Annotated in this window: 21 protein-coding genes; 1 reads left to right on the forward strand and 20 read right to left on the reverse strand. The window is 41.9% G+C overall.

Annotation, left to right across the window (positions count from 1 at the left end; genetic code table 11):
* Nucleotides 1–13: 13 nt before the first annotated feature.
* From miaA to INE92_RS25460, 20 genes are all read right to left on the reverse strand, one after another.
* The gene (gene miaA / locus INE92_RS25365) at nt 14–910 is read right to left on the reverse strand and encodes a tRNA (adenosine(37)-N6)-dimethylallyltransferase MiaA (RefSeq protein WP_008645483.1); all 897 of its coding nucleotides are present in this window, start codon (nt 908–910) and stop codon (nt 14–16) included.
* A 123-nt stretch (nt 911–1,033) separates the two neighbouring features.
* Nucleotides 1,034–1,588 carry an IS1096 element passenger TnpR family protein gene (locus INE92_RS25370; RefSeq protein ID WP_008645481.1) on the reverse strand — a complete coding sequence of 185 codons (555 nt, stop codon included), beginning with the start codon at nt 1,586–1,588 and terminating at the stop codon, nt 1,034–1,036.
* Nucleotides 1,589–1,609: 21 nt separating this feature from the next.
* Nucleotides 1,610–2,377: an acyl-ACP--UDP-N-acetylglucosamine O-acyltransferase gene (lpxA, locus tag INE92_RS25375; RefSeq protein ID WP_004320906.1), complete on the reverse strand. Its 768-nt coding sequence runs from the start codon at nt 2,375–2,377 to the stop codon at nt 1,610–1,612.
* Nucleotides 2,378–2,395: 18 nt separating this feature from the next.
* Nucleotides 2,396–3,781, reverse strand: coding sequence for a bifunctional UDP-3-O-[3-hydroxymyristoyl] N-acetylglucosamine deacetylase/3-hydroxyacyl-ACP dehydratase (locus INE92_RS25380; RefSeq protein ID WP_004301699.1), 1,386 nt, complete (start codon nt 3,779–3,781; stop codon nt 2,396–2,398).
* Between the two features lie 11 nt (nt 3,782–3,792).
* Nucleotides 3,793–4,833, reverse strand: coding sequence for a UDP-3-O-(3-hydroxymyristoyl)glucosamine N-acyltransferase (gene lpxD, locus INE92_RS25385; protein ID WP_211421270.1), 1,041 nt, complete (start codon nt 4,831–4,833; stop codon nt 3,793–3,795).
* An 82-nt stretch (nt 4,834–4,915) separates the two neighbouring features.
* The gene (locus tag INE92_RS25390; RefSeq protein WP_008645479.1) at nt 4,916–6,145 is read right to left on the reverse strand and encodes an HD domain-containing protein; all 1,230 of its coding nucleotides are present in this window, start codon (nt 6,143–6,145) and stop codon (nt 4,916–4,918) included.
* A 30-nt stretch (nt 6,146–6,175) separates the two neighbouring features.
* Entirely contained in the window at nt 6,176–7,000 is an 825-nt protein-coding gene (gene pyrF, locus INE92_RS25395; protein ID WP_004301706.1) for an orotidine-5'-phosphate decarboxylase, read from the reverse strand.
* An 89-nt stretch (nt 7,001–7,089) separates the two neighbouring features.
* The gene (prfA, locus tag INE92_RS25400) at nt 7,090–8,202 is read right to left on the reverse strand and encodes a peptide chain release factor 1 (RefSeq protein WP_004301709.1); all 1,113 of its coding nucleotides are present in this window, start codon (nt 8,200–8,202) and stop codon (nt 7,090–7,092) included.
* Nucleotides 8,203–8,205: 3 nt separating this feature from the next.
* On the reverse strand, nt 8,206–9,372 hold the full coding sequence (locus INE92_RS25405) for an AIR synthase related protein (protein WP_008645478.1): 1,167 nt from the start codon (nt 9,370–9,372) through the stop codon (nt 8,206–8,208).
* Between the two features lie 270 nt (nt 9,373–9,642).
* Complete coding sequence (locus INE92_RS25410; protein WP_004315685.1) at nt 9,643–10,224, reverse strand: LemA family protein; 582 nt, start codon at nt 10,222–10,224, stop codon at nt 9,643–9,645.
* Between the two features lie 8 nt (nt 10,225–10,232).
* Nucleotides 10,233–10,553 (reverse strand): type II toxin-antitoxin system RelE/ParE family toxin, encoded by a 321-nt coding sequence (locus tag INE92_RS25415; protein WP_008645477.1) that lies wholly within the window; start codon nt 10,551–10,553, stop codon nt 10,233–10,235.
* Nucleotides 10,550–10,849, reverse strand: a complete 300-nt coding sequence (locus INE92_RS25420) for a hypothetical protein (RefSeq protein WP_004315684.1) — start codon at nt 10,847–10,849, stop codon at nt 10,550–10,552. Before INE92_RS25420 ends, INE92_RS25415 begins: the two co-directional genes overlap by 4 nt.
* Nucleotides 10,850–10,920: 71 nt before the next feature.
* Nucleotides 10,921–11,838 carry a TPM domain-containing protein gene (locus INE92_RS25425; RefSeq protein WP_008645476.1) on the reverse strand — a complete coding sequence of 306 codons (918 nt, stop codon included), beginning with the start codon at nt 11,836–11,838 and terminating at the stop codon, nt 10,921–10,923.
* 72 nt (nt 11,839–11,910) lie between these two features.
* A complete protein-coding gene (locus INE92_RS25430) occupies nt 11,911–12,861 on the reverse strand; it encodes an alpha/beta hydrolase (RefSeq protein WP_008645475.1) in 951 nt (316 codons plus the stop codon).
* Between the two features lie 18 nt (nt 12,862–12,879).
* Nucleotides 12,880–13,626, reverse strand: coding sequence for a shikimate dehydrogenase family protein (locus INE92_RS25435; RefSeq protein WP_008645474.1), 747 nt, complete (start codon nt 13,624–13,626; stop codon nt 12,880–12,882).
* 39 nt (nt 13,627–13,665) lie between these two features.
* Entirely contained in the window at nt 13,666–14,403 is a 738-nt protein-coding gene (ubiE, locus tag INE92_RS25440) for a bifunctional demethylmenaquinone methyltransferase/2-methoxy-6-polyprenyl-1,4-benzoquinol methylase UbiE (RefSeq protein WP_004315680.1), read from the reverse strand.
* Between the two features lie 161 nt (nt 14,404–14,564).
* Nucleotides 14,565–15,509 (reverse strand): phosphoribosylaminoimidazolesuccinocarboxamide synthase, encoded by a 945-nt coding sequence (locus tag INE92_RS25445; RefSeq protein WP_004315679.1) that lies wholly within the window; start codon nt 15,507–15,509, stop codon nt 14,565–14,567.
* Nucleotides 15,510–15,522: 13 nt separating this feature from the next.
* Nucleotides 15,523–16,470 (reverse strand): PhoH family protein, encoded by a 948-nt coding sequence (locus tag INE92_RS25450; RefSeq protein ID WP_004315678.1) that lies wholly within the window; start codon nt 16,468–16,470, stop codon nt 15,523–15,525.
* A 101-nt stretch (nt 16,471–16,571) separates the two neighbouring features.
* Nucleotides 16,572–17,249, reverse strand: coding sequence for a DUF5715 family protein (locus INE92_RS25455; RefSeq protein ID WP_008645471.1), 678 nt, complete (start codon nt 17,247–17,249; stop codon nt 16,572–16,574).
* 82 nt (nt 17,250–17,331) lie between these two features.
* A complete protein-coding gene (locus tag INE92_RS25460) occupies nt 17,332–18,192 on the reverse strand; it encodes a hypothetical protein (RefSeq protein ID WP_008645469.1) in 861 nt (286 codons plus the stop codon).
* 190 nt (nt 18,193–18,382) lie between these two features.
* Here INE92_RS25460 and INE92_RS25465 point away from each other — a divergent pair, with 190 nt between their 5' ends.
* Nucleotides 18,383–18,820, forward strand: a complete 438-nt coding sequence (locus INE92_RS25465) for a DUF6078 family protein (RefSeq protein WP_008020821.1) — start codon at nt 18,383–18,385, stop codon at nt 18,818–18,820.
* Nucleotides 18,821–19,216 lie beyond the last annotated feature (396 nt).

Below are 19,216 nucleotides of genomic sequence, written 5' to 3' on the forward strand. Positions count from 1 at the left end.
TCAAAATATAATGTTATAAAGATTGACGGAGGTACGCTAGTATCTCCGTTTCTTGTTCCGGGTGGAACCATTTTATTTCTTCATCTCTTTTGAACCAGGTCATCTGTTTACGCGAATAAATGCGGGAGTTTTGCTTGATTTTGTCTATAGCAAAGGAGAGTTCCCATTCTCCGTCCAGATATTTGAACAGTTCTTTATAGCCTACTGTATTGAGTGAATTGAGGTGACGATAGGGAAGTACGGAACGTACTTCTTCCAATAATCCTTCCTCCATCATCTGGTCTACCCGACGGTTGATACGGTCATAAAGTTCTTCCCGATCACGAGTCAGGCCGATTTTCAGAATACGGAAAGGACGCTGTTTTTTTTGTTGGGTGCGAAAAGAAGTATAAGTGCGTCCGGTCATATAGCAAATCTCCAACGCATGAATTACCCGCTTGGGATTCTTCAGATCTACAATCCGGTAATATTCCGGGTCTAACAAGCGAAGTTCTGCGCAGAGTTGTTCAAGGCCTTCCTCTTCATACTTTTGTAGCATGAGTTGACGGGTTTCCGCATCAACGGTAGGAATATCGTCAATTCCCTTACAGATAGCGTCTACATACATCATTGAGCCACCAGTGAGAATCACGACTTCGTGTTGCGTGAATAATTTCTCCAGAATTTCCAGTGCTTCTGTTTCGTATTGGGCAGCGCTGTAATAGTCTGTGAGGTGGAGCGTGCCGACCAGTTGATGGGGGACACGTTTGAGTTGGTCGGGAGTAGGAGCTGCCGTGCCTATTTTTAATTCGGCATAAAGCTGTCTCGAATCGGCAGATACAATGCTTGTCTGAAATGTTTCTGCCAAGCGCAGGCTCAACTCCGTTTTCCCCACACCTGTAGGACCTATAAGAACAATGAGAGTAGGCATAGATTTTTAAGTATTAAGTATAGAAGTATTAAGTATTAAAGCGTACGGGACTAAAAAAAAATATTAGGTATTAACTGCCTGACACTACATAGCAATTAATACCTAATACTTGATGCTTAATACTTAGAATTTTTCTTCTTCGTATGGGCTGCTAGTGTCACCACCTATGTCAAATCCTTCCTGATCGAAGTCTTCCATGTCGAAGTCCTGGTCTCCATAGAAGTTTTCATCCAGATCAAGAGAACCTCCGGTAGCGGTCATTTCTTCAAAGTCTACCGTTTGTTTGGGAGCATCTCCTGATTTCTTGGTACATTTGGCACCATTCATATCTTTTCCGGTGATAATTTCGGATAGTTCGATGAAGAAACAACGTTCTGTTATGTAATCGAATACATATAGCAGTTTCTGTTTTTCGTCTTCTACCAGTTCACTGATAGCAGTGTCTTTCATTACCCAGCTATCTATTTCCGGATTGTCGTCCATTTCTTCTAAGGTTACTTCTTTTCCTTTTTCCCAGTCGTCATCGCAGATAAAGAAAGAAGTCATCTGGTCGTTTGCGTACCCTACTGATTTCAGTATTGCTTCATGGAAGTCATAAAAAGTTGCTTCCGGATCAATTTGTATTTCTCTGACAAAATCGTCAACTTCATCAGATATGATAGTAAATCTGTATATCATAATATGACTATTTTGAACTGTTTATTTAATAATACCACGTTCTGAATTACGGATAAAATTGACTATATAGTCAATTTCCGGACTCTTTTCGAATTCATCTTCTATTTTTTTCAATGCTTCTGTCGTGTTCAAACCACTTTGGTAGATGATACGATATGCATTGTGAATACTTTCGATCACTTCATTGGAGAAGCCACGACGGCGCAAGCCGATGATGTTGATTCCGCTGAAAGCGATCGGTTCGCGTCCTGCAATGATGTAAGGAGGAATATCTTTACTGAAACGGCATCCGCCCTGAATCATTACATGACTGCCTACATGACAAAATTGATGCATCAATACATTGGCGCTGACAATCGCGTTATCATCAATGACGATTTCGCCTGCCATCTTGGTAGAGTTACCGATGATACATCCGTTACCAACCAATGCGTCGTGTGCTACGTGTACACCTTCCATCAATAAATTGTTATTTCCCACAATCGTGCGCCCTTTAGCTGCCGTACCACGGTTGATTGTTACATTTTCACGAATCAGATTATTATCTCCGATTTCGGCTGTCGATTCTTCACCGCGAAACTTGAGGTCCTGCGGAATGGCTCCGATAACGGCACCCGGAAAAATCGTGTTTCCGTTACCAATACGTGAACCGTATAAAATATTGGCGTTAGCCATAATTTTATTGTTGTCGCCGATAACTACGTTCTTATCTATAAATACAAAAGGCGCAATTTCTACATTTTCTCCGATCTTAGCTTCGGGATGGATATACGCTAAAGGACTTATCATGCTTTTAAATATCAATTATTACTTATTTTTTACTATTTGTGCCATGAATTCTGCTTCGCAAACAACTTTCTCGCCGACAAACGCATATCCTTTCATGGTAGAAATGCCACGGCGGATAGGTGCCAGCAGTTCTACACGAAAGATGATTGTATCTCCCGGCACTACTTTCTGACGGAATTTCACTCCATCTATTTTCATGAAATAGGTAGAATAACGTTCAGGATCATCTACGGAATTCAAGACGAGCAAGCCTCCGACTTGTGCCATTGCTTCCACTTGAAGTACTCCCGGCATAACGGGCTCCTGTGGAAAATGTCCCTGGAAGAAAGGTTCGTTGGCTGTGATATTTTTAATACCTACAATGTAGTTGGCACCAATTTCAATCACTTTGTCCACCAGTTGGAAAGGATAGCGGTGCGGTAACAATTCGCGGATACGGTTTACATCCATTATTGGTTCACGGTTACAGTCGTAACTTGGTGCCTGTATTTCGTGCAGACGGATTTCTTTCCGCATCTGACGGGCAAATTTATTGTTGATGGTGTGTCCCGGACGGGTAGCGATGATACGACCTTTAATCGGTTTTCCAATTAGAGCGAGGTCACCGATGACATCAAGCAGTTTGTGACGGGCACATTCATTGGGCCAAACTAACGGTTTGTGATTGATATAGCCTAACTGATCGGCATCCATGTGAGGTACTCCCATCACATCTGCCAACTTATCGAAGCTTTCCTGTGACATCTTGCGTTCGTAGATTACGATCGCATTGTCCAGGTCGCCACCTTTAATCAATCCGGCGGAGAGCAACGGCTCTATTTCACGAACAAAGACGAAAGTACGGCTGGCAGCCACTTCGTCTTTGAAATTATGCATATCTTCAAGGGTAGCAAACTGATTCGGGATAATAGTCGAATCGTAAGAAACCAGTACATTCAGACTGAAATTCTCGTCAGGTAGTACAATGATAGAAGAACCAGTCGTTTCATCCCGGAACTCAATTTTAGACTTGATAATATAAAAGTCTTTGACGGCATTTTGTTCTACTGTTCCTACACGTTCTATTTCTTGTACGTAATATTGTGCACTACCATCTAAAATAGGAAATTCCGGTCCGTTAACTTGGATCAGGCAGTTATCAATGCCCAATGCGTAAAGGGCTGCCATACCATGTTCAATGGTGCTTACTTTGACTCCATTTTTCGACAATACAGTACCACGGGTGGTTTCTGTTACATTGTCGGCTACTGCGTCAATAGTTGGTTGTCCTTCTACGTCAATGCGTTGGATTTTATATCCGTGATTGTCCGGAGCTGGATTGAATGTTACAGTGAGATCAAGTCCAGTGTGAAGACCTTTCCCGCTCAGTGAAAAGCTATCTTTCAGCGTTTTTTGTTTCAGCATTGGTTACTTATTTACTTATTTAATAGTTGTTTTAATTCTTCTACTTCTTTGCGCAAGTTACGCAGTTCTTTCTGCATATCCGGCAGGCTTCTTTGTGCAATGGATGATTTGAAATATTGCTTCAGTTCCATAGGAGGAGTTCCGATAAGCTGGCTACCGGACTTGATGTCTCCCGGCACACCTGATTGTGCGCCTAATCCAACTTTATCTCCTATTTTAGCATGTCCTGCAATACCTACCTGACCACCGATCATACACCATTCACCCACTTTGGTAGAACCGGCAATTCCGGCTTGCGCAGCCATAACGGTATGCGAACCTATTTCATCATTGTGTGCTATTTGTATCAGATTGTCTAACTTGACACCGCTGTGTACTACCGTAGCTCCCATTGTAGCACGGTCTACACACGTATTAGCACCTATATCTACTTTATCTTCCAGAATAACAATTCCGATTTGCGGAATCTTGTCATATCCGTTCGGAGTGGGAGCAAAACCAAATCCGTCAGCTCCGATCACTGCACCCGAATGAAGGATACATTCATTACCTATGCGGCAGTCATGATAAACATTTACATTGGAGTAAAGCAGGCAACTGTTGCCTATCTTCACGCCGTCTCCAACGAAAGTGTGGGGGTAAATTTGAGTATTATCTCCAATCACGGTATTTTCACCGATATAGGCAAAAGCATCGATGTATACATTCTCACCAATTTTGGCGCTGGGTGCAACGAAAGCTAATGAATCTATCCCTTGTTTCTTAGGCTTGCTCATCTCATAAAGATTGAGCAATTTAGCTAGACTTTCGTATGCATTGTCTACTTTGATAAGAGTAGCTTTAATTTCGTGTTCGGGAGTGAAGTCCTTATTAACCAAGACAATGCTTGATTGTGTTTCGTAGATGTAAGGTGTATATTTGGGATTTGACAGGAAAGAAATTGCTCCGGGCATTCCCTCTTCAATTTTAGCGAATGTGTGTACCGTAGCGTTTTCGTCTCCAATGATTTCCCCTTGGATAAATGCTGCAATTTGCTTAGCCGAGAACTCCATGTCTTTTATTTAAAATTTAATTAGTTCACAAATAACGGATTTTTTTTTCAGATTTCCGTGTTATTGCATGAATATTTTATACTTATCTGTGTAATCTCTGATAGCAGAGATAGTATTTCTTTACCTTTTTGGACAATAATGAGATGTTCAGCATGTCCGATGCTTCGGCAATATTTTTGATAGTGCCGTCTTTGTAGATAATATCAATACTGTCATCTGCCGGGTCATACATATTCTTTTCGATGCTGGGGGTAGAGACAAAATAGTTCGCTTCGGAAAGGGTTATGCCTAGTTGCTGGCTGATGTGCAAAGTTAATTCTTTTTTTCTGTCCTCACTAATAGGTTCCGACGAAATTTCCACTTTAAAGATATTTCGGTTTATCATTCCCGTGCTTAAAGTAGAAAGTACTTTATCGGTGTGGGTGCTCCACACTTTCAAGGCTGTCCATATATCGTTGTCGTCCAGCTGGATAAAATTCTCCAGACAGTCGGGGTTGTTATAGAATTCCGTAGGATTGATATCATTGTAAAGGAAAAAACGTAATGCGGGTGATGCAAATAGTTCCACTCCTTGTGAAGCCAGTTCTTTGGCACGCAATAGAGTACTAATCAGCATCTTTTCGTATGCCACGGACGTCTTATGCAGGTATACTTGCCAGTACATCAGGCGACGTGCCGTGAGGAAATTCTCGATAGAATAGATCCCTTTGGATTCGACAACCAAACGGTCATCCGCTACATCAAGCATTTTGATGATTCGGGCAGAGCCGATGTTACCTTCCGTTACGCCTGTATAAAAGCTGTCGCGGCGAAGATAATCAAGCCGGTCCATATCCAACTGACCGCTTACGAGTTGATGCAGAAAGCGTTTCGGGTATTCGTCCTTGAAGATTTGAATGGCAAGACTCAGCTGGCCGTTCATCTCTTTATTCATCCGTTCCATCAACATAAGAGAAATCTCTTCGTGCGAGACTCCTTTTACAATTGTGTCTTCCAGTACATGCGAGAAAGGGCCGTGTCCTATATCATGCAACAGGATGGCAGCCTGCACGGCTTCCGCTTCACTATCAAAAATAAAATTGCCTTTGGAGGCCAGTTGGGTGATAGCTTCACTCATCAGGTGAAAAGCACCTAAGGAGTGTTGGAAGCGGGTGTGTTGTGCACCGGGGTACACAACAGATGACAATCCTACTTGCTTGATGCGGGTAAGACGCTGCAAAAGGGGATGCCGTACTATATCGTACAGTAACCCCTTTGGAATATTGATGAACCCGAATACGGGGTCGTTAATTATCTTTCTTTCGTAAAGCATTCGTTTTCTTTAGAGATCCTTTTTCCCTTTTCAGAGAATTGCTTTGAGTTGTTCAGCCATTTGAGCCTGCACTTCTTGTGCGGCGGTGCGGGCAGCTTCTGCAAATTTCTCTGTTTTATCTACGTAGATAATACCACGCGACGAGTTAACAATCAATCCGCATGTACTGTTCATACCATATTTGCAAACTTCTTCGAGTGAACCGCCTTGTGCTCCCACGCCTGGTACGAGAAGGAAATGGTTCGGGACAATCTTGCGGATGTCCTCAAAAGCACGTCCTTGAGTAGCACCTACCACATACATCATGCGGTCATCGCCAGCCCATTCCTGTGATTTGCGTAATACTTTCTCGAACAGACGTTCGCCGTTTACGTCTTCTGTCAATTGGAAGTCATGAGATCCTTTGTTGGAAGTCAATGCCAACAGGATCACCCATTTGCCTTCGTAGGTAAGGAACGGAGTAACGCTGTCTTCACCCATGTAGGGGGCTACTGTTACAGAGTCGATATCCAATTCTTCAAAGAATGTGCGGGCATACATTGCAGAAGTATTTCCGATGTCACCACGCTTTGCGTCAGCGATGATGAATTGATCCGGATAGTTATCTTTGATATATTTTACTGTCTTTTCAAATGCGATCCATCCTTTTACACCCATGCTTTCATAGAAAGCCAGATTGGGTTTGTAGGCGATACACAAATCAGCTGTCGCGTCAATGATTGCTTTGTTGAATGCAAAGATCGGATCTTCTTCTTTCAACAGATGTTCCGGGATTTTCTTGATGTCAGTATCAAGTCCTACACAAAGGAATGATTTTTTGCGCTTTATGTTTTCAAATAATTGTTGCTTATCCATCTTGTTATTTACTATTTTGCAATTTGCAATTTACTATTTACTATTTTAAGAAACCGTTCTCAACTCTCAATTCTCAACTCTCCACTTCTCTAAAGTTCGCTTTCTTTCAGGCGTTCTGCATTTTCCGCTACGATCAGATGGTCGATACAATCCTGGATATCCCCGTCCATGAAGGCTGCCAGATTATAGATTGTATAGTTGATGCGGTGGTCGGTGATACGTCCCTGGGGATAGTTGTAAGTTCGTATTTTGGCTGAACGGTCTCCGGTAGATACCATTGTCTTACGTTTGGAGGCAATGTCATCGATATATTTCTGATGTTCTTTGTCGTAGATAAAAGTACGGAGACGGGCCAAGGCGCGCTCTTTGTTTTTCGGCTGGTCGCGTGTCTCGGTACATTCGATAAGAATTTCTTCGGCAATACCGGTGTTCGGGTTCTTCCAGATATAGCGCAGACGTACTCCGGATTCTACCTTGTTTACATTCTGTCCGCCGGCACCGCCGCTTCGGAAAGTGTCCCATTTGATTTCTCCTTCGTTGATGACTACATCGAATTCTTCAGCTTCGGGAAGCACGGCCACGGATGCGGCTGAAGTGTGAACACGTCCTTGCGTTTCCGTCGCAGGAACACGCTGTACGCGGTGTACTCCCGATTCGTATTTTAAAATTCCGTATACATTATCGCCTGTCACACTACAAACAATTTCTTTGAATCCACCGGCTGTCCCTTCGTTCGCATTGGAGACTTCCATTTTCCAACCTTTGGTTTCACAGAATTTGGCATACATACGGAAGAGGTCGCCGGCAAAGATAGCTGCTTCGTCGCCTCCTGCACCTCCGCGGATTTCGAGAATAGCGTTCTTGCTGTCTTGCGGATCGGCAGGGACAAGCATCAGTTTGATTTCTTCTTCCAATACCGGAAGGCGCTCTTGACTATTGTCCATTTCTTCTTTCGCCATTTCGCGCATTTCAGCGTCCGATTCATTGGCAAGGATATTTTTAGCTTCTTCAATATTACCCAGTAATTGGATATATTCTTTCCTTGCTTTCATCAAGTCGTCTAATTCCTTATATTCTTTAGTCAACTTGACATAACGTTTCTGGTCGGCAATCACTGCCGGGTCTGTGATAAGGGTAGATATTTCTTCAAAACGGGCTACGAGTCCGTCTAATTTTTCTAGTATGGTACTATTGTCTGCCATTCTTTAATATCTAAATTCTCCGAATTCGCTCTTAATGATTAATTCTGTTTGCTCGCATGCTTCAACACGTCCTACAATCTGTGCCGGAATACCGAATGACTCGGAAATAGCTATTACTTCTTCTGCATGTTCCGGTGACAGGTAGACTTCGAGGCGATGTCCCATATTGAATACCTTGTACATTTCTGCCCAGTCCGTACCGCTTTGTTCTTGGATCGTTTTGAATAAAAGAGGAACAGGGAAAAGATTATCTTTTACTACACGAACGTTTTCTACAAAATGCAGAACTTTAGTTTGTGCACCACCGGAGCAGTGTACCATTCCGTGGATTTCCGGACGCAATGCATCAAGCAATTTTTTGACTACCGGTGCGTATGTACGGGTAGGAGAGAGTACTAACTTACCTGCATCAATTGGAGAATCTTCCACGCTGTCTGTTAGTTTTAACTTACCGGAATAAACTAACTCTTCAGGAACTGCAGCATCATAGCTTTCCGGATATTTTTCAGCAAGATATTTGCCGAATACGTCGTGACGGGCACTCGTCAAACCGTTGCTACCCATACCGCCATTATATTCTTTTTCGTAAGTAGCTTGTCCGTAAGAAGCCAACCCAACGATCACGTCACCCGGGCGAATATTGGCATTGTCGATAACGTCTGAACGTTTCATACGGCAAGTTACGGTAGAGTCAACGATGATGGTACGTACCAAATCGCCGACATCTGCAGTTTCACCACCGGTTGCATATACGCCTACACCCATTTCACGGAGTTCGGCCAGCAATTCGTCTGTTCCGTTGATGATGGCGGAGATTACTTCTCCGGGAATCAACAGTTTGTTACGTCCAATGGTAGATGAAACAAGGATATTGTCTACGGCACCTACACAAAGCAGGTCGTCGATATTCATAATCAATGCATCCTGTGCAATACCTTTCCAAACGGATAAGTCACCCGTTTCTTTCCAGTACATATAAGCAAGAGATGATTTGGTTCCGGCACCATCGGCATGCATAATGTTGCAATATTCCGGGTCACCTCCCAATATATCGGGAATAATTTTACAGAATGCTTTCGGGAAGATTCCTTTGTCGATGTTCTTGATGGCGTTGTGCACATCTTCTTTTGATGCGCTTACTCCACGCATCATGTATCGTTGATTACTCATGAGTTATAGAATTATTTTGTATACGGCTGCAAAAGTACAGCTTTTTTTTGGTACAGCCAACTAGGTACTAGTAAATGTTAATCATTAACTTTTATACTTTGGGATATTCTATTGAAAAGGAGAAGAATAATAGAAAATTAAGAGTTAAATTCATAGTTTTCATTACTATGAATTTAACTCTTAATATAGAAGTGTTTTATCTAATGAAAAAATGCCGAGATAAATATCTCAGATGATATCAAGTATCTTTTTGGGTAAATCAAATCTTTTTTAGAATTCTACCTTCGGAGCTTTCTCGCTTCCTTCTTCTGCTTCAAAATATGCTTTCTTATCGAAGCCGAACATTCCTGCAAAGATATTCTTCGGGAAACGGCGGATATTGGTGTTATAAGCTTGTGCAGCATCATTGAAGTTTTTGCGTGCTACATTGATACGATTTTCCGTTCCTTCCAGTTGAGCTTGAAGTTCCAGGAAGTTCTGGTTAGCTTTCAGGTCCGGATAATTCTCGGTGATGGCTAATAACTTGCCCAATGCTGATGTTACAGCACCTTGTGCCTTTTGGTATTGCGCCAGCTTTTCCGGTGTCAGGTCGGCAGCATCTACTTTGATTTGAGTAGCCTGGCTACGTGCGGCAACAACTCCTTCCAATGTTTCCTTTTCATGTGTCGCATATCCTTTCACTGTGTTTACCAAGTTAGGAATCAGGTCGGCACGACGTTGATATTGAGTTTCTACATTTGCCCATTGACCACTTACATTCTCGTCCATAGTAACCAGACCGTTATATACACTTACTGCCCATATAACAAGGATAACCACAACGGCTAAGATGATAATAATTGACTTCTTCATGTTTCTAATTATTCTATAGTTTTTGTTAATTTATCAGGGTTTTGACGAACGTCCCAAACTGTCACAATGATTACATCCTTATTAGCATCAACGTAATAAATAAGTTTATAATTAGTGTCTACTACTAATGCTCTGTAACAGAGTGTAACTCTTTCTGAAGTATTTAGAATGTTTCCCGCATTTGGGAAAGTTCTAAGCATCTCTGCTTCTTTGATAAGTTTATTATGTAATTTAGCAGCTATACGTTCGTTTTTTGTATATTGTAATGTTTGTAAATAAACTAATTCTAGCGTTTGCAAAGCCGATTGAGTCCAAACAATATTTGTCATTTCATATAATATTTGAGAACATCCTCATGTGAAACAATTCTTCCTGCCTTGACATCCTCCATACCTCTATTGATTGCGATCTCTAATTCTTCTTGAGTATGTGGTAATAACCATGATTTTTGTTCCAATTCGTTGGAGAATCGAAGCATTTCTTTGAGCTGATTTTCTTCCATTAACATAACTCGTTCCATAATTTTCTGTCTCATGGTGATGGTGTCCATACCGTAAGAACCAGTTGGCTCATGGACAACTTTTTCTTGTTCTTTTTTTTCTTGATATTCTTTATTCTCTTTCATTTTCTTCTGTCTTAGTCATTAGGTAAAGTTACTAATTTATTTCGAAACTAGGGCATTGGATAACATTTATTTTAGAAACGAGAACCGGCACCACCGCCTCCGCCCATTCCTCCGCCAAAGCTGCCTCCACCGAAACCGCCTCCGCCTCCGAAACTGCCTCCGCCAAAACCACCAATGAACGGACCGCCTCCGCCACCGCCCCGGTGATGGTAATCATTGTCATAACTTTGCTGGCGGCGTATGATGGTATGTCCACAGTTTCTACATGTATAGGTGACATCTTCGGTCTTCACTCCATTAATCCGGGATACGACTCTGCTTCCGCTTCTCTGCAATTGATGTTTACCACAATTCGGACAGCGACTTTGTTTGCGTGCCGAAAAGAAAGCAAGACCTCCGCCAATGGTGATAAAACAAAGAATAGCAAGAATAAAATCAAAAGAACCACCGCTGTTAGAATCGGAGAGAGCATCATTTTCCATCGAACCGTCGAGCCGCTGGCAAGTCGCTTTTAGACCAGCCACCATTCCTGCATCCCAATTCCCATCTTTGAGGTAAGGAATCATATACCTTGTTTGAATCCTTTTGCAGATAGCATCGGGAAGTACTCCTTCCAAGCCATAACCAGTATAGAACTGTATACAGCGTTGATCGGTGACTAATAAAATGACTAATCCATTGTTTTTGCCTTTTTTTCCTACACCCCATTTATTAAGCAGCTGATGACAGAAGTCGAAACAATCTTCTTCTCCGATTGAGGGAACTACGGCAACCACTGTTTCAATTCCAGTTTGTTGTTCCAAAGCATAAAGCATGGAGTCTATACTGTCACAAGCAGCCTGTGAAAGTATGCCGGCCGGGTTGCAAACATATTGCATTTTATTTTGCAGATGTACTTTCGGAAGGTTGTCTACCGTGTATACTTTCCCTTGAGCTTGTAGTGGGAACAGAAGAAAAGTAGCTAGTATAAAAGTTAATATTGATTTCATAACGATTATTTTATGCTTGCAAATATAGAAACTTTTTCTGTTATGAATCTTAAACTCCTTGTTATAATAGGTTTAATGGATGTATCGCCCGACGAATGCACGGACTCGGTCGGTGTACTCCTGTTTATTCTCTTGGTATGAAACAGCATGAGCGGCTCCCGGCACAATCCATAGTTCTTTGGGCTCCGGTTTGGCTTCGTAAAGCGGGTATACCATCCAGGTAGGCACATACGTGTCTTTGTCCCCGTGAATAAACAGCATCGGAAGTTGTGATTTGGCTACCTGTTTCAGTGAAGAAGCTTCTTTGAAATTCCATCCATATTTCTTTTCGCAAAGCCAGCTTGTGGTGTACATGAGTGGAAAAGGAGGAAGATGAAAACTTGTTTTCAACTCGTGTGAGAATTCGTCCCATACGCTGGTATAGCCGCAATCCTCCACAAAGCATTTGACAAATGGCTTTTGTTCCTCACCAGATACCATCATGGTGGTGGCACCTCCCATTGAAATTCCGTGTACAACCATTTGCGTGCTGTCTCCAAAGATTTCATTGGCGATGTTCATCCATTGCAATACATCTAGACGGTCTTTCCAGCCCATTTGAATGGCAGGACCTTCACTTTCTCCCTGATGTTGCAGGTCGGGGAGTAATATATTATATCCTAAATCACGATTATACAGATAACCGATCATAAACATGCGGATAGCATTATCCGTATATCCGTGTACAATGACTGCGGTCTTGCTGGTAGGTTGGGGAGCAGCCACATAATACGCATGTAGTTGTATGCCGTGTGGGTTTATGATAAAAGTGTCTTTCAGTGCATCCACTTGTCTCAGGCTATCCACCCATGGACGCAAAAAAGGGTAGTTTTTATACATGAAAGGATAAGAGTCAGCATCTTTAGACAAAATTTTGGCATTCGGAGTCAATGAGAAGTTTAACATATAAAAACTTCCTCCGATAGTGCAGCCGGTCAATGCCAGCATGATAATAATGATGCTATATACTACTTTTCTCCTCATAAAAACTTCTTTTAACCCTTATTTATGCCATATCTCCCAGGCGGCAAATGCCTGAAGCAGGAGCATTTCCAGACCGTTTTTTACAACAGCCCCTTGCGCTTCTCCTTTTTTCATGAACAGCGTAACGTTCGGATTATATAACAAATCGTAGAGCAAATGGTTTGGTGTCAGAAGTTCATAAGGGATATTAGGGCAGAAATCTACCTTAGGAAACATTCCTACGGGAGTGCTATTGACAATGACTGTGTATTCTGCCATAATTTCGGGAGTCAGTTCTTCATAAGTCAGCATATCGTCGGCTTTGTGGGTGCGCGATACGAAGATGCTTTCGATACCTAGATTCTTCAGACCGTGGTAGACAGCTTTGGAAGCTCCGCCGGTACCCAAAATCAACGCTTTCTTGTGATGAGGCTGCAACAAGGGCTGGATGGATTGAGTGAATCCAATGATATCGGAGTTGTAACCCACCAACTTGACTTTTCCTTTTGGCTGGCGAATGATTTTAATCACATTGACTGCGCCTATCTTTGCGGTGTCACGATCGAGTTCATCCAGAAAAGGAATCACTTGTTCTTTGTAAGGGATGGTGACATTGAGCCCGCACAGGTTGGGATTCTCTTCGATCACTTCCATGAAGTTATTGATACTGGGAATCTCAAAATTCACATACTCTGCATTGATTCCTTCGGATTTGAACTTCTCATTAAAGTATCCGATAGAAAATGAATGTCGCAGAGGATAGCCGATTAAACCATATTTTTCCATAATATAATAAGGGTTAAATTAATCATTCACAATGAATTGCTATTTTGTTGCGGTATAAAGCGTGCAGATGCCAAAGGTCAGCCGTTTGAAGTTGACTTCGCTAAATCCGGCTCGGGCGATGACTCCTTTCATCACTTCCCCTTGAGGAAATACTTTGATGGTATCCGGCAGATAGCGGTAGGCACTGTTATCTTTGGAGAGCAGTTTGCCCAATAATGGAATGACGACTTTAGAGTAGATGGAAAACAATTGTTTCATCGGGAAACGATCCGGAGTGGTAAGTTCCAGAATCACAAGATGACCGCCCGGTTTCAATACACGGCACATTTCGGAGAGTCCTTTGTCGAGGTCTTCGAAATTGCGGATACCGAAAGCTACGGTGATGGCGTCAAAATCATTGTCGGCAAAAGAGAGTGAAGTACAGTCCTCCCGGGCAAAAGAGATTTTGTCCGACAGTCCTTCCTTTTTTACTTTTTCACGTCCCACATTCATCATGCCTTCCGAGATGTCCGTCCCGATCAGTTCGGCTGGTTGCAGTTTACGGCAGGCGAGGATAGCAAAATCTCCTGTGCCGGTAGCTACGTCCATCATACGCTGCGGTTGGAAAGGGCGTAACCAGGCAATCGCTTTTTTGCGCCAGCTGCGGTCGATACCTAAAGATAAGGTATGGTTCAGCTTATCGTATGCATGCGCGATGTTGTCGAACATTCGTTCCACTTGCTCGGTCTTTTTTCCTTCTTCGTCGTAAGGCTTGATATGTTGTTGTGGGTAGTCCATTCTTTTTAATTGATAGTTGATAAATGATAGTTGGAAGATGATAGTTGATAAATGATAGTTGGCGGATAATAATTAAGGTTGAAGTTATATGCGATGAATTGCATACGAACTGTCATTCATTATCTGTCAACTATCATTTATTATCTGTCATTTGTTGACTATCAACGATTCAAGAACGTTTCAACGTTTTTGAATATACGTTCAGCGATGTTGGTGGTATCTTCTTTCACAAACTTCTCACCGGTGATGTTTTCGAACAATTCGATGTAACGGTCACTGATGCTTTGTACGATAGCCGGAGTCATTTCAGGCACTTTCTGACCGTCTTTGCCCTGGAAACCGTTTTCCATCAACCATTCGCGAACGAACTCTTTAGAAAGTTGTTTCTGTGGTTCGCCTTTTTCGAAACGTTCCTGATAACCTTCAGCATAGAAATAACGGCTTGAATCCGGAGTGTGGATTTCATCCATCAGGTAGATAGTACCGTTGTGCTTGCCGAATTCGTATTTTGTATCTACGAGAATCAGTCCGCGTTCTGCTGCGATTTCAGTACCGCGTTTGAAAAGGGCTAATGTATATTTTTCGAGGATTTCATACTCTTCCGGAGTAGCCAATCCCTGTTTCAGGATTTCTTCTTTAGAGATGTCTTCGTCGTGCAATCCCATTTCTGCTTTCGTAGTCGGAGTGACGATCGGTTCGGGGAATTTTTGGTTTTCGCGCATTCCGTCCGGCAATTTCACACCGCAAATCTCGCGTACACCGCTTTTGTAAGCCCGCCATGCGCTACCGCACAGGTAACCACGTACAATCATTTCCACCGGAAAACCTTCACACAACACACCCACTGTTACCATTGGGTCCGGAGTAGCCATTTTCCAGTTCGGACAGATGTCAGTAGTGGCATCGAGGAATTTAGCTGCAATCTGGTTCAGCATTTGTCCTTTGTAAGGAATACCTTCAGGTAGTACTACGTCAAAGGCCGAAATACGGTCGGTTGCTACCATGACGAGTTTTTCGCCGTTGATGTTGTACACATCGCGCACTTTTCCGTGGTACACACTTTTCTGTCCCGGAAAGTTGAAATCTGTTTTTGTTAATGCTTTCATAATGATATATATATTAAAATTTCGCTTCTTTATCGAACTTTTCGTAAGCATCCACGATACGTTCCACCAGTTTATGGCGTACGATATCTTTCTTATTCAGTTCAACAAAACTGATCCCTTTCACTCCCTTCAAGATGCGGAGGGCTTGCACCAATCCCGATGTTTGTGAAGCGGGAAGGTCAATCTGTGTCATGTCTCCCGTCACAATCATTTTGGTGTTCATCCCCATACGGGTGAGGAACATTTTGATTTGTTGGGCGGTAGTATTCTGGGCTTCGTCCAATATAACGACTGCATCATTCAGCGTACGTCCGCGCATAAAGGCTAACGGGGCAATCTGGATAATGTTCAATTCCATGTATTCCTTTAACTTGGCGGCAGGTATCATATCCTGCAAGGCGTCATATAAAGGTTGTAGGTATGGATCGATCTTATCTTTCATGTCGCCGGGCAGGAAACCGAGCTTTTCTCCGGCTTCTACGGCGGGGCGGCTAAGAATGATTTTTTTGATTTCTTTGTTTTTCAATGCACGCACGGCAAGGGCAATAGCGGTGTATGTTTTTCCCGAACCTGCCGGACCGATGGCGAATACCATATCATTCTTGGCGAATCCTTCTACCAGTTTCAACTGGTTTTCGCTTCGGGGGATGATAGGCTTGCCCGTGACGCTGAACACAATCACGTTTCCTGTCTGTTCCGCTTGCGGAGCATTTCCTTTTATAATGTCAATGATAACTTCTTCTTTCAGTGAATTATATTCGGCGCAGTACTTTTCAAGTTTGGTGATATTTTCCTCGAAGGCACACATTTCTTCCTCGTCGCCCAGCACTTTGATGACATTGCCTCGGGCAACTATGCGTAGCTTTGGATATAAAGCTTTAATTAACTGTATGTTGGCGTTGTTTACACCGTAAAAAATAACCGGATCAATGTCCTCAAGAACAATCAGCTTCTCTATCATTAAGTTGTATTAAAGAAAAATTTCTGCAAATTTAATCAAACGTTTTGGATTCTCTGATTGTTTGGAGGTGAATTTTACTGCATTTTATACTCATCTCCCGATTATCTGGCGGTGATGTGGAAACATCCTTGCTTCAATTCATATTTGATGTAGCATTTTTCAGCTTGTCGCAGGTCTCTTAAAACCTCGGACAAGACAAGTTTCAGTGTGTCGGCACTTACATCCTGTAACGGTCTTCCACCCTTGTCTTCTACCTTTTTAAAACGTTTCCAACTGACGTCAAAGGTGGCTCCAAAGCAGTGTGCCGAGTTGGCGGAAGCATTTCCGTTGCGACGGCGGAGGCGTTTCACATCGTTTTCGGTACGCAATACGGAAGTGATGATTACCTGGTTGGGGTTTAAACCTTTGGCTGCCAATGAATCGAGAAAGTTGGAACCGATTGTATCGAGCAGTGCACTGGCACGCGGTACGAGATAGGGGATGGAGTGTGTCAGTGAATCTACTACATAAAACTCATTGTCGGTAATATGAGTTAGCTTTTCTTTCATATCTTCTGCTGCTTCCCGGTCTGCCAATGGGTGAATCCCTATCTTTTTGGCTACTTCCAGATGTGCGTCATTCAAATCAGGGAAAGAACGTTTATAGCTGACGACGCCACGAATATTGCGTGGCTCATTCAGTTTCAGCGACATGTCTTTCTTTTTGCAGCCCGAAGTAAGCGTTGTAAGCCCAATAACTAGTAAAAATAGCGGTAATATGCGAAGCTTATAAATAGTCATTTTATATTTTTTGCTCGCAAATATACGCTATTTTTTCATACGTTCCATGCTTTGCATTATTTTCAATTCCATACTTTTGAGGTTATTCCAAAATATTCTCTGGTATTTCAGGATAGGTATTTAATATACCTATTATGGTATAATCTGTATTGTCAATTGTTGTTTTTAGTGTGGGTACTATTGTATGTTCGCTTCTGGTAAGAGCTTTTTCTACAAGTTCTTTCCAATCTACACCTAGAAATCTTGATATAAGATTTAGGACAGCATTTGCACTCGTAACCCCATCGTATAGCTCAAATCTTAATTTGTGAGGGGTGGGGGGAACTGATGCATCCGTGAAATTTTCTTGTTCGTCAGATGTATAATTTAATGTTAAATAAGGTATGGCGTATGTAGGAGACGAGTTGCCGGAACCGCTTTCTAACTTGGTGAAAAAGTCGTATGTTCCTTTTGCTATTGGAGTGTGAGATAGTTCGTCTCTAAACTCAATATAACGGAAAAAATAGCATTCTTTAGCTTCATTGTTAATCAGATAAACTACAGTGCCATTGGAAAGTGCCGGATGATTACTTTTTTCTATAGCGTACGCCAAATAGCTGTCTGTTATTTTAATTCTTAAATCAACTGTTTCGTTGGTGATATTATCTTTTACTTTCACCTTTGTTTCTCCTTTCTTTTTTGGGGTGACCCTTAAGCTTCCCATTCCTATCGAACTGGACAAATCTACATCTATATTTAAAATGTCAGTTTTTTCTACAGTTACGGTGTAGTCCCTGTTTCCACCTGTGATGGTGATATTGGTTGTTCCTAACAAAGGTCGTTCGTAATACTCTTTTTCGAAGGATAAAGAATATATCTTTTTTTCATCGTTATTTCCACAGCTAAAAAAGATAATTGTATAGAGAAATGGCAGTAGTGCTCCAGGTAAATGTTTTGTCTTCATGATTATTCTGTTTTATAGTTTTGCAGGAGAGATATAGTTTTATAAGTTCCTGTATTGATGTTGGAGGCAAATATAAAGATTTTATCAATGTGTTGAAGTAAATAGTGTATTTATTTCTTGTCCTCCAGCTATTTTCATACATTTGTAGCGGTTTATAAAAATAGGCCACTTTCCACTAAACATAACACACATGAAAACAGATTTCGATTACAATTCTATGCCCGTTAGCTTCGCTCATTGCTTGAATGGACATTGTTTGCGTGCGGACAAATGTCTGCGACGACAAGTAACTCTCCGAATGCCGAAAGAGCGGGCTGCTGTAATGGTTATTAATCCCGAACATGTCACCTCCGATGGTGAAGACTGTACTTACTTTATTGATGAAAAGCCGGTGTTGTTTGCACGGGGAATGAAACATTTGCTGGATCGGGTGCCGCTTGCTGATGCCACCGTTATCAAGCGACAGATGATAGCCTACTTCGGCAAAACGATCTATTATCGTTGTTGCAATAAAGAACGGTTGATTAAACCAAAGGAACAAAAGTATATACAAGAACTTTTTCGAAAGAGGGGAGTTACAGAAACGCCTCAATATGATGAATATATCGAATACTATGATCTTGGGTAAGTATATCCGTTAGTTCCGGTAATCCCATATATTGTGGGAAAGTATTCTCTTATATTATGGGAATTTATTCCCTCAAAATGAGGGAATAAATTCTCTCCAGCTAGGGAATCTTTTCCCACAATATGTGGGACTACCGGGGGCTGTAATACCCTGATAATAGTTGGCTGCCTTTTTTTTATCTTCGGGTTGGGTTGACATTTATTATGTAGGTATTATATAGCAGTTCCGGTATGAGAAATGCATGATGAAAGTATGAGAAATACCGGTTTTTTATGACATTTCAGGCAAAATACTATGAGAAACACCTTTTTAAAAAGTATTTCTCATAGTGCTATTGCTTTGAATTACAGATAATTATCATGTGAAGTATGAGAACATGAGAAATGATTTCGCGAA

Source organism: Bacteroides xylanisolvens (assembly GCF_018289135.1).
GTDB lineage: Bacteria > Bacteroidota > Bacteroidia > Bacteroidales > Bacteroidaceae > Bacteroides > Bacteroides xylanisolvens.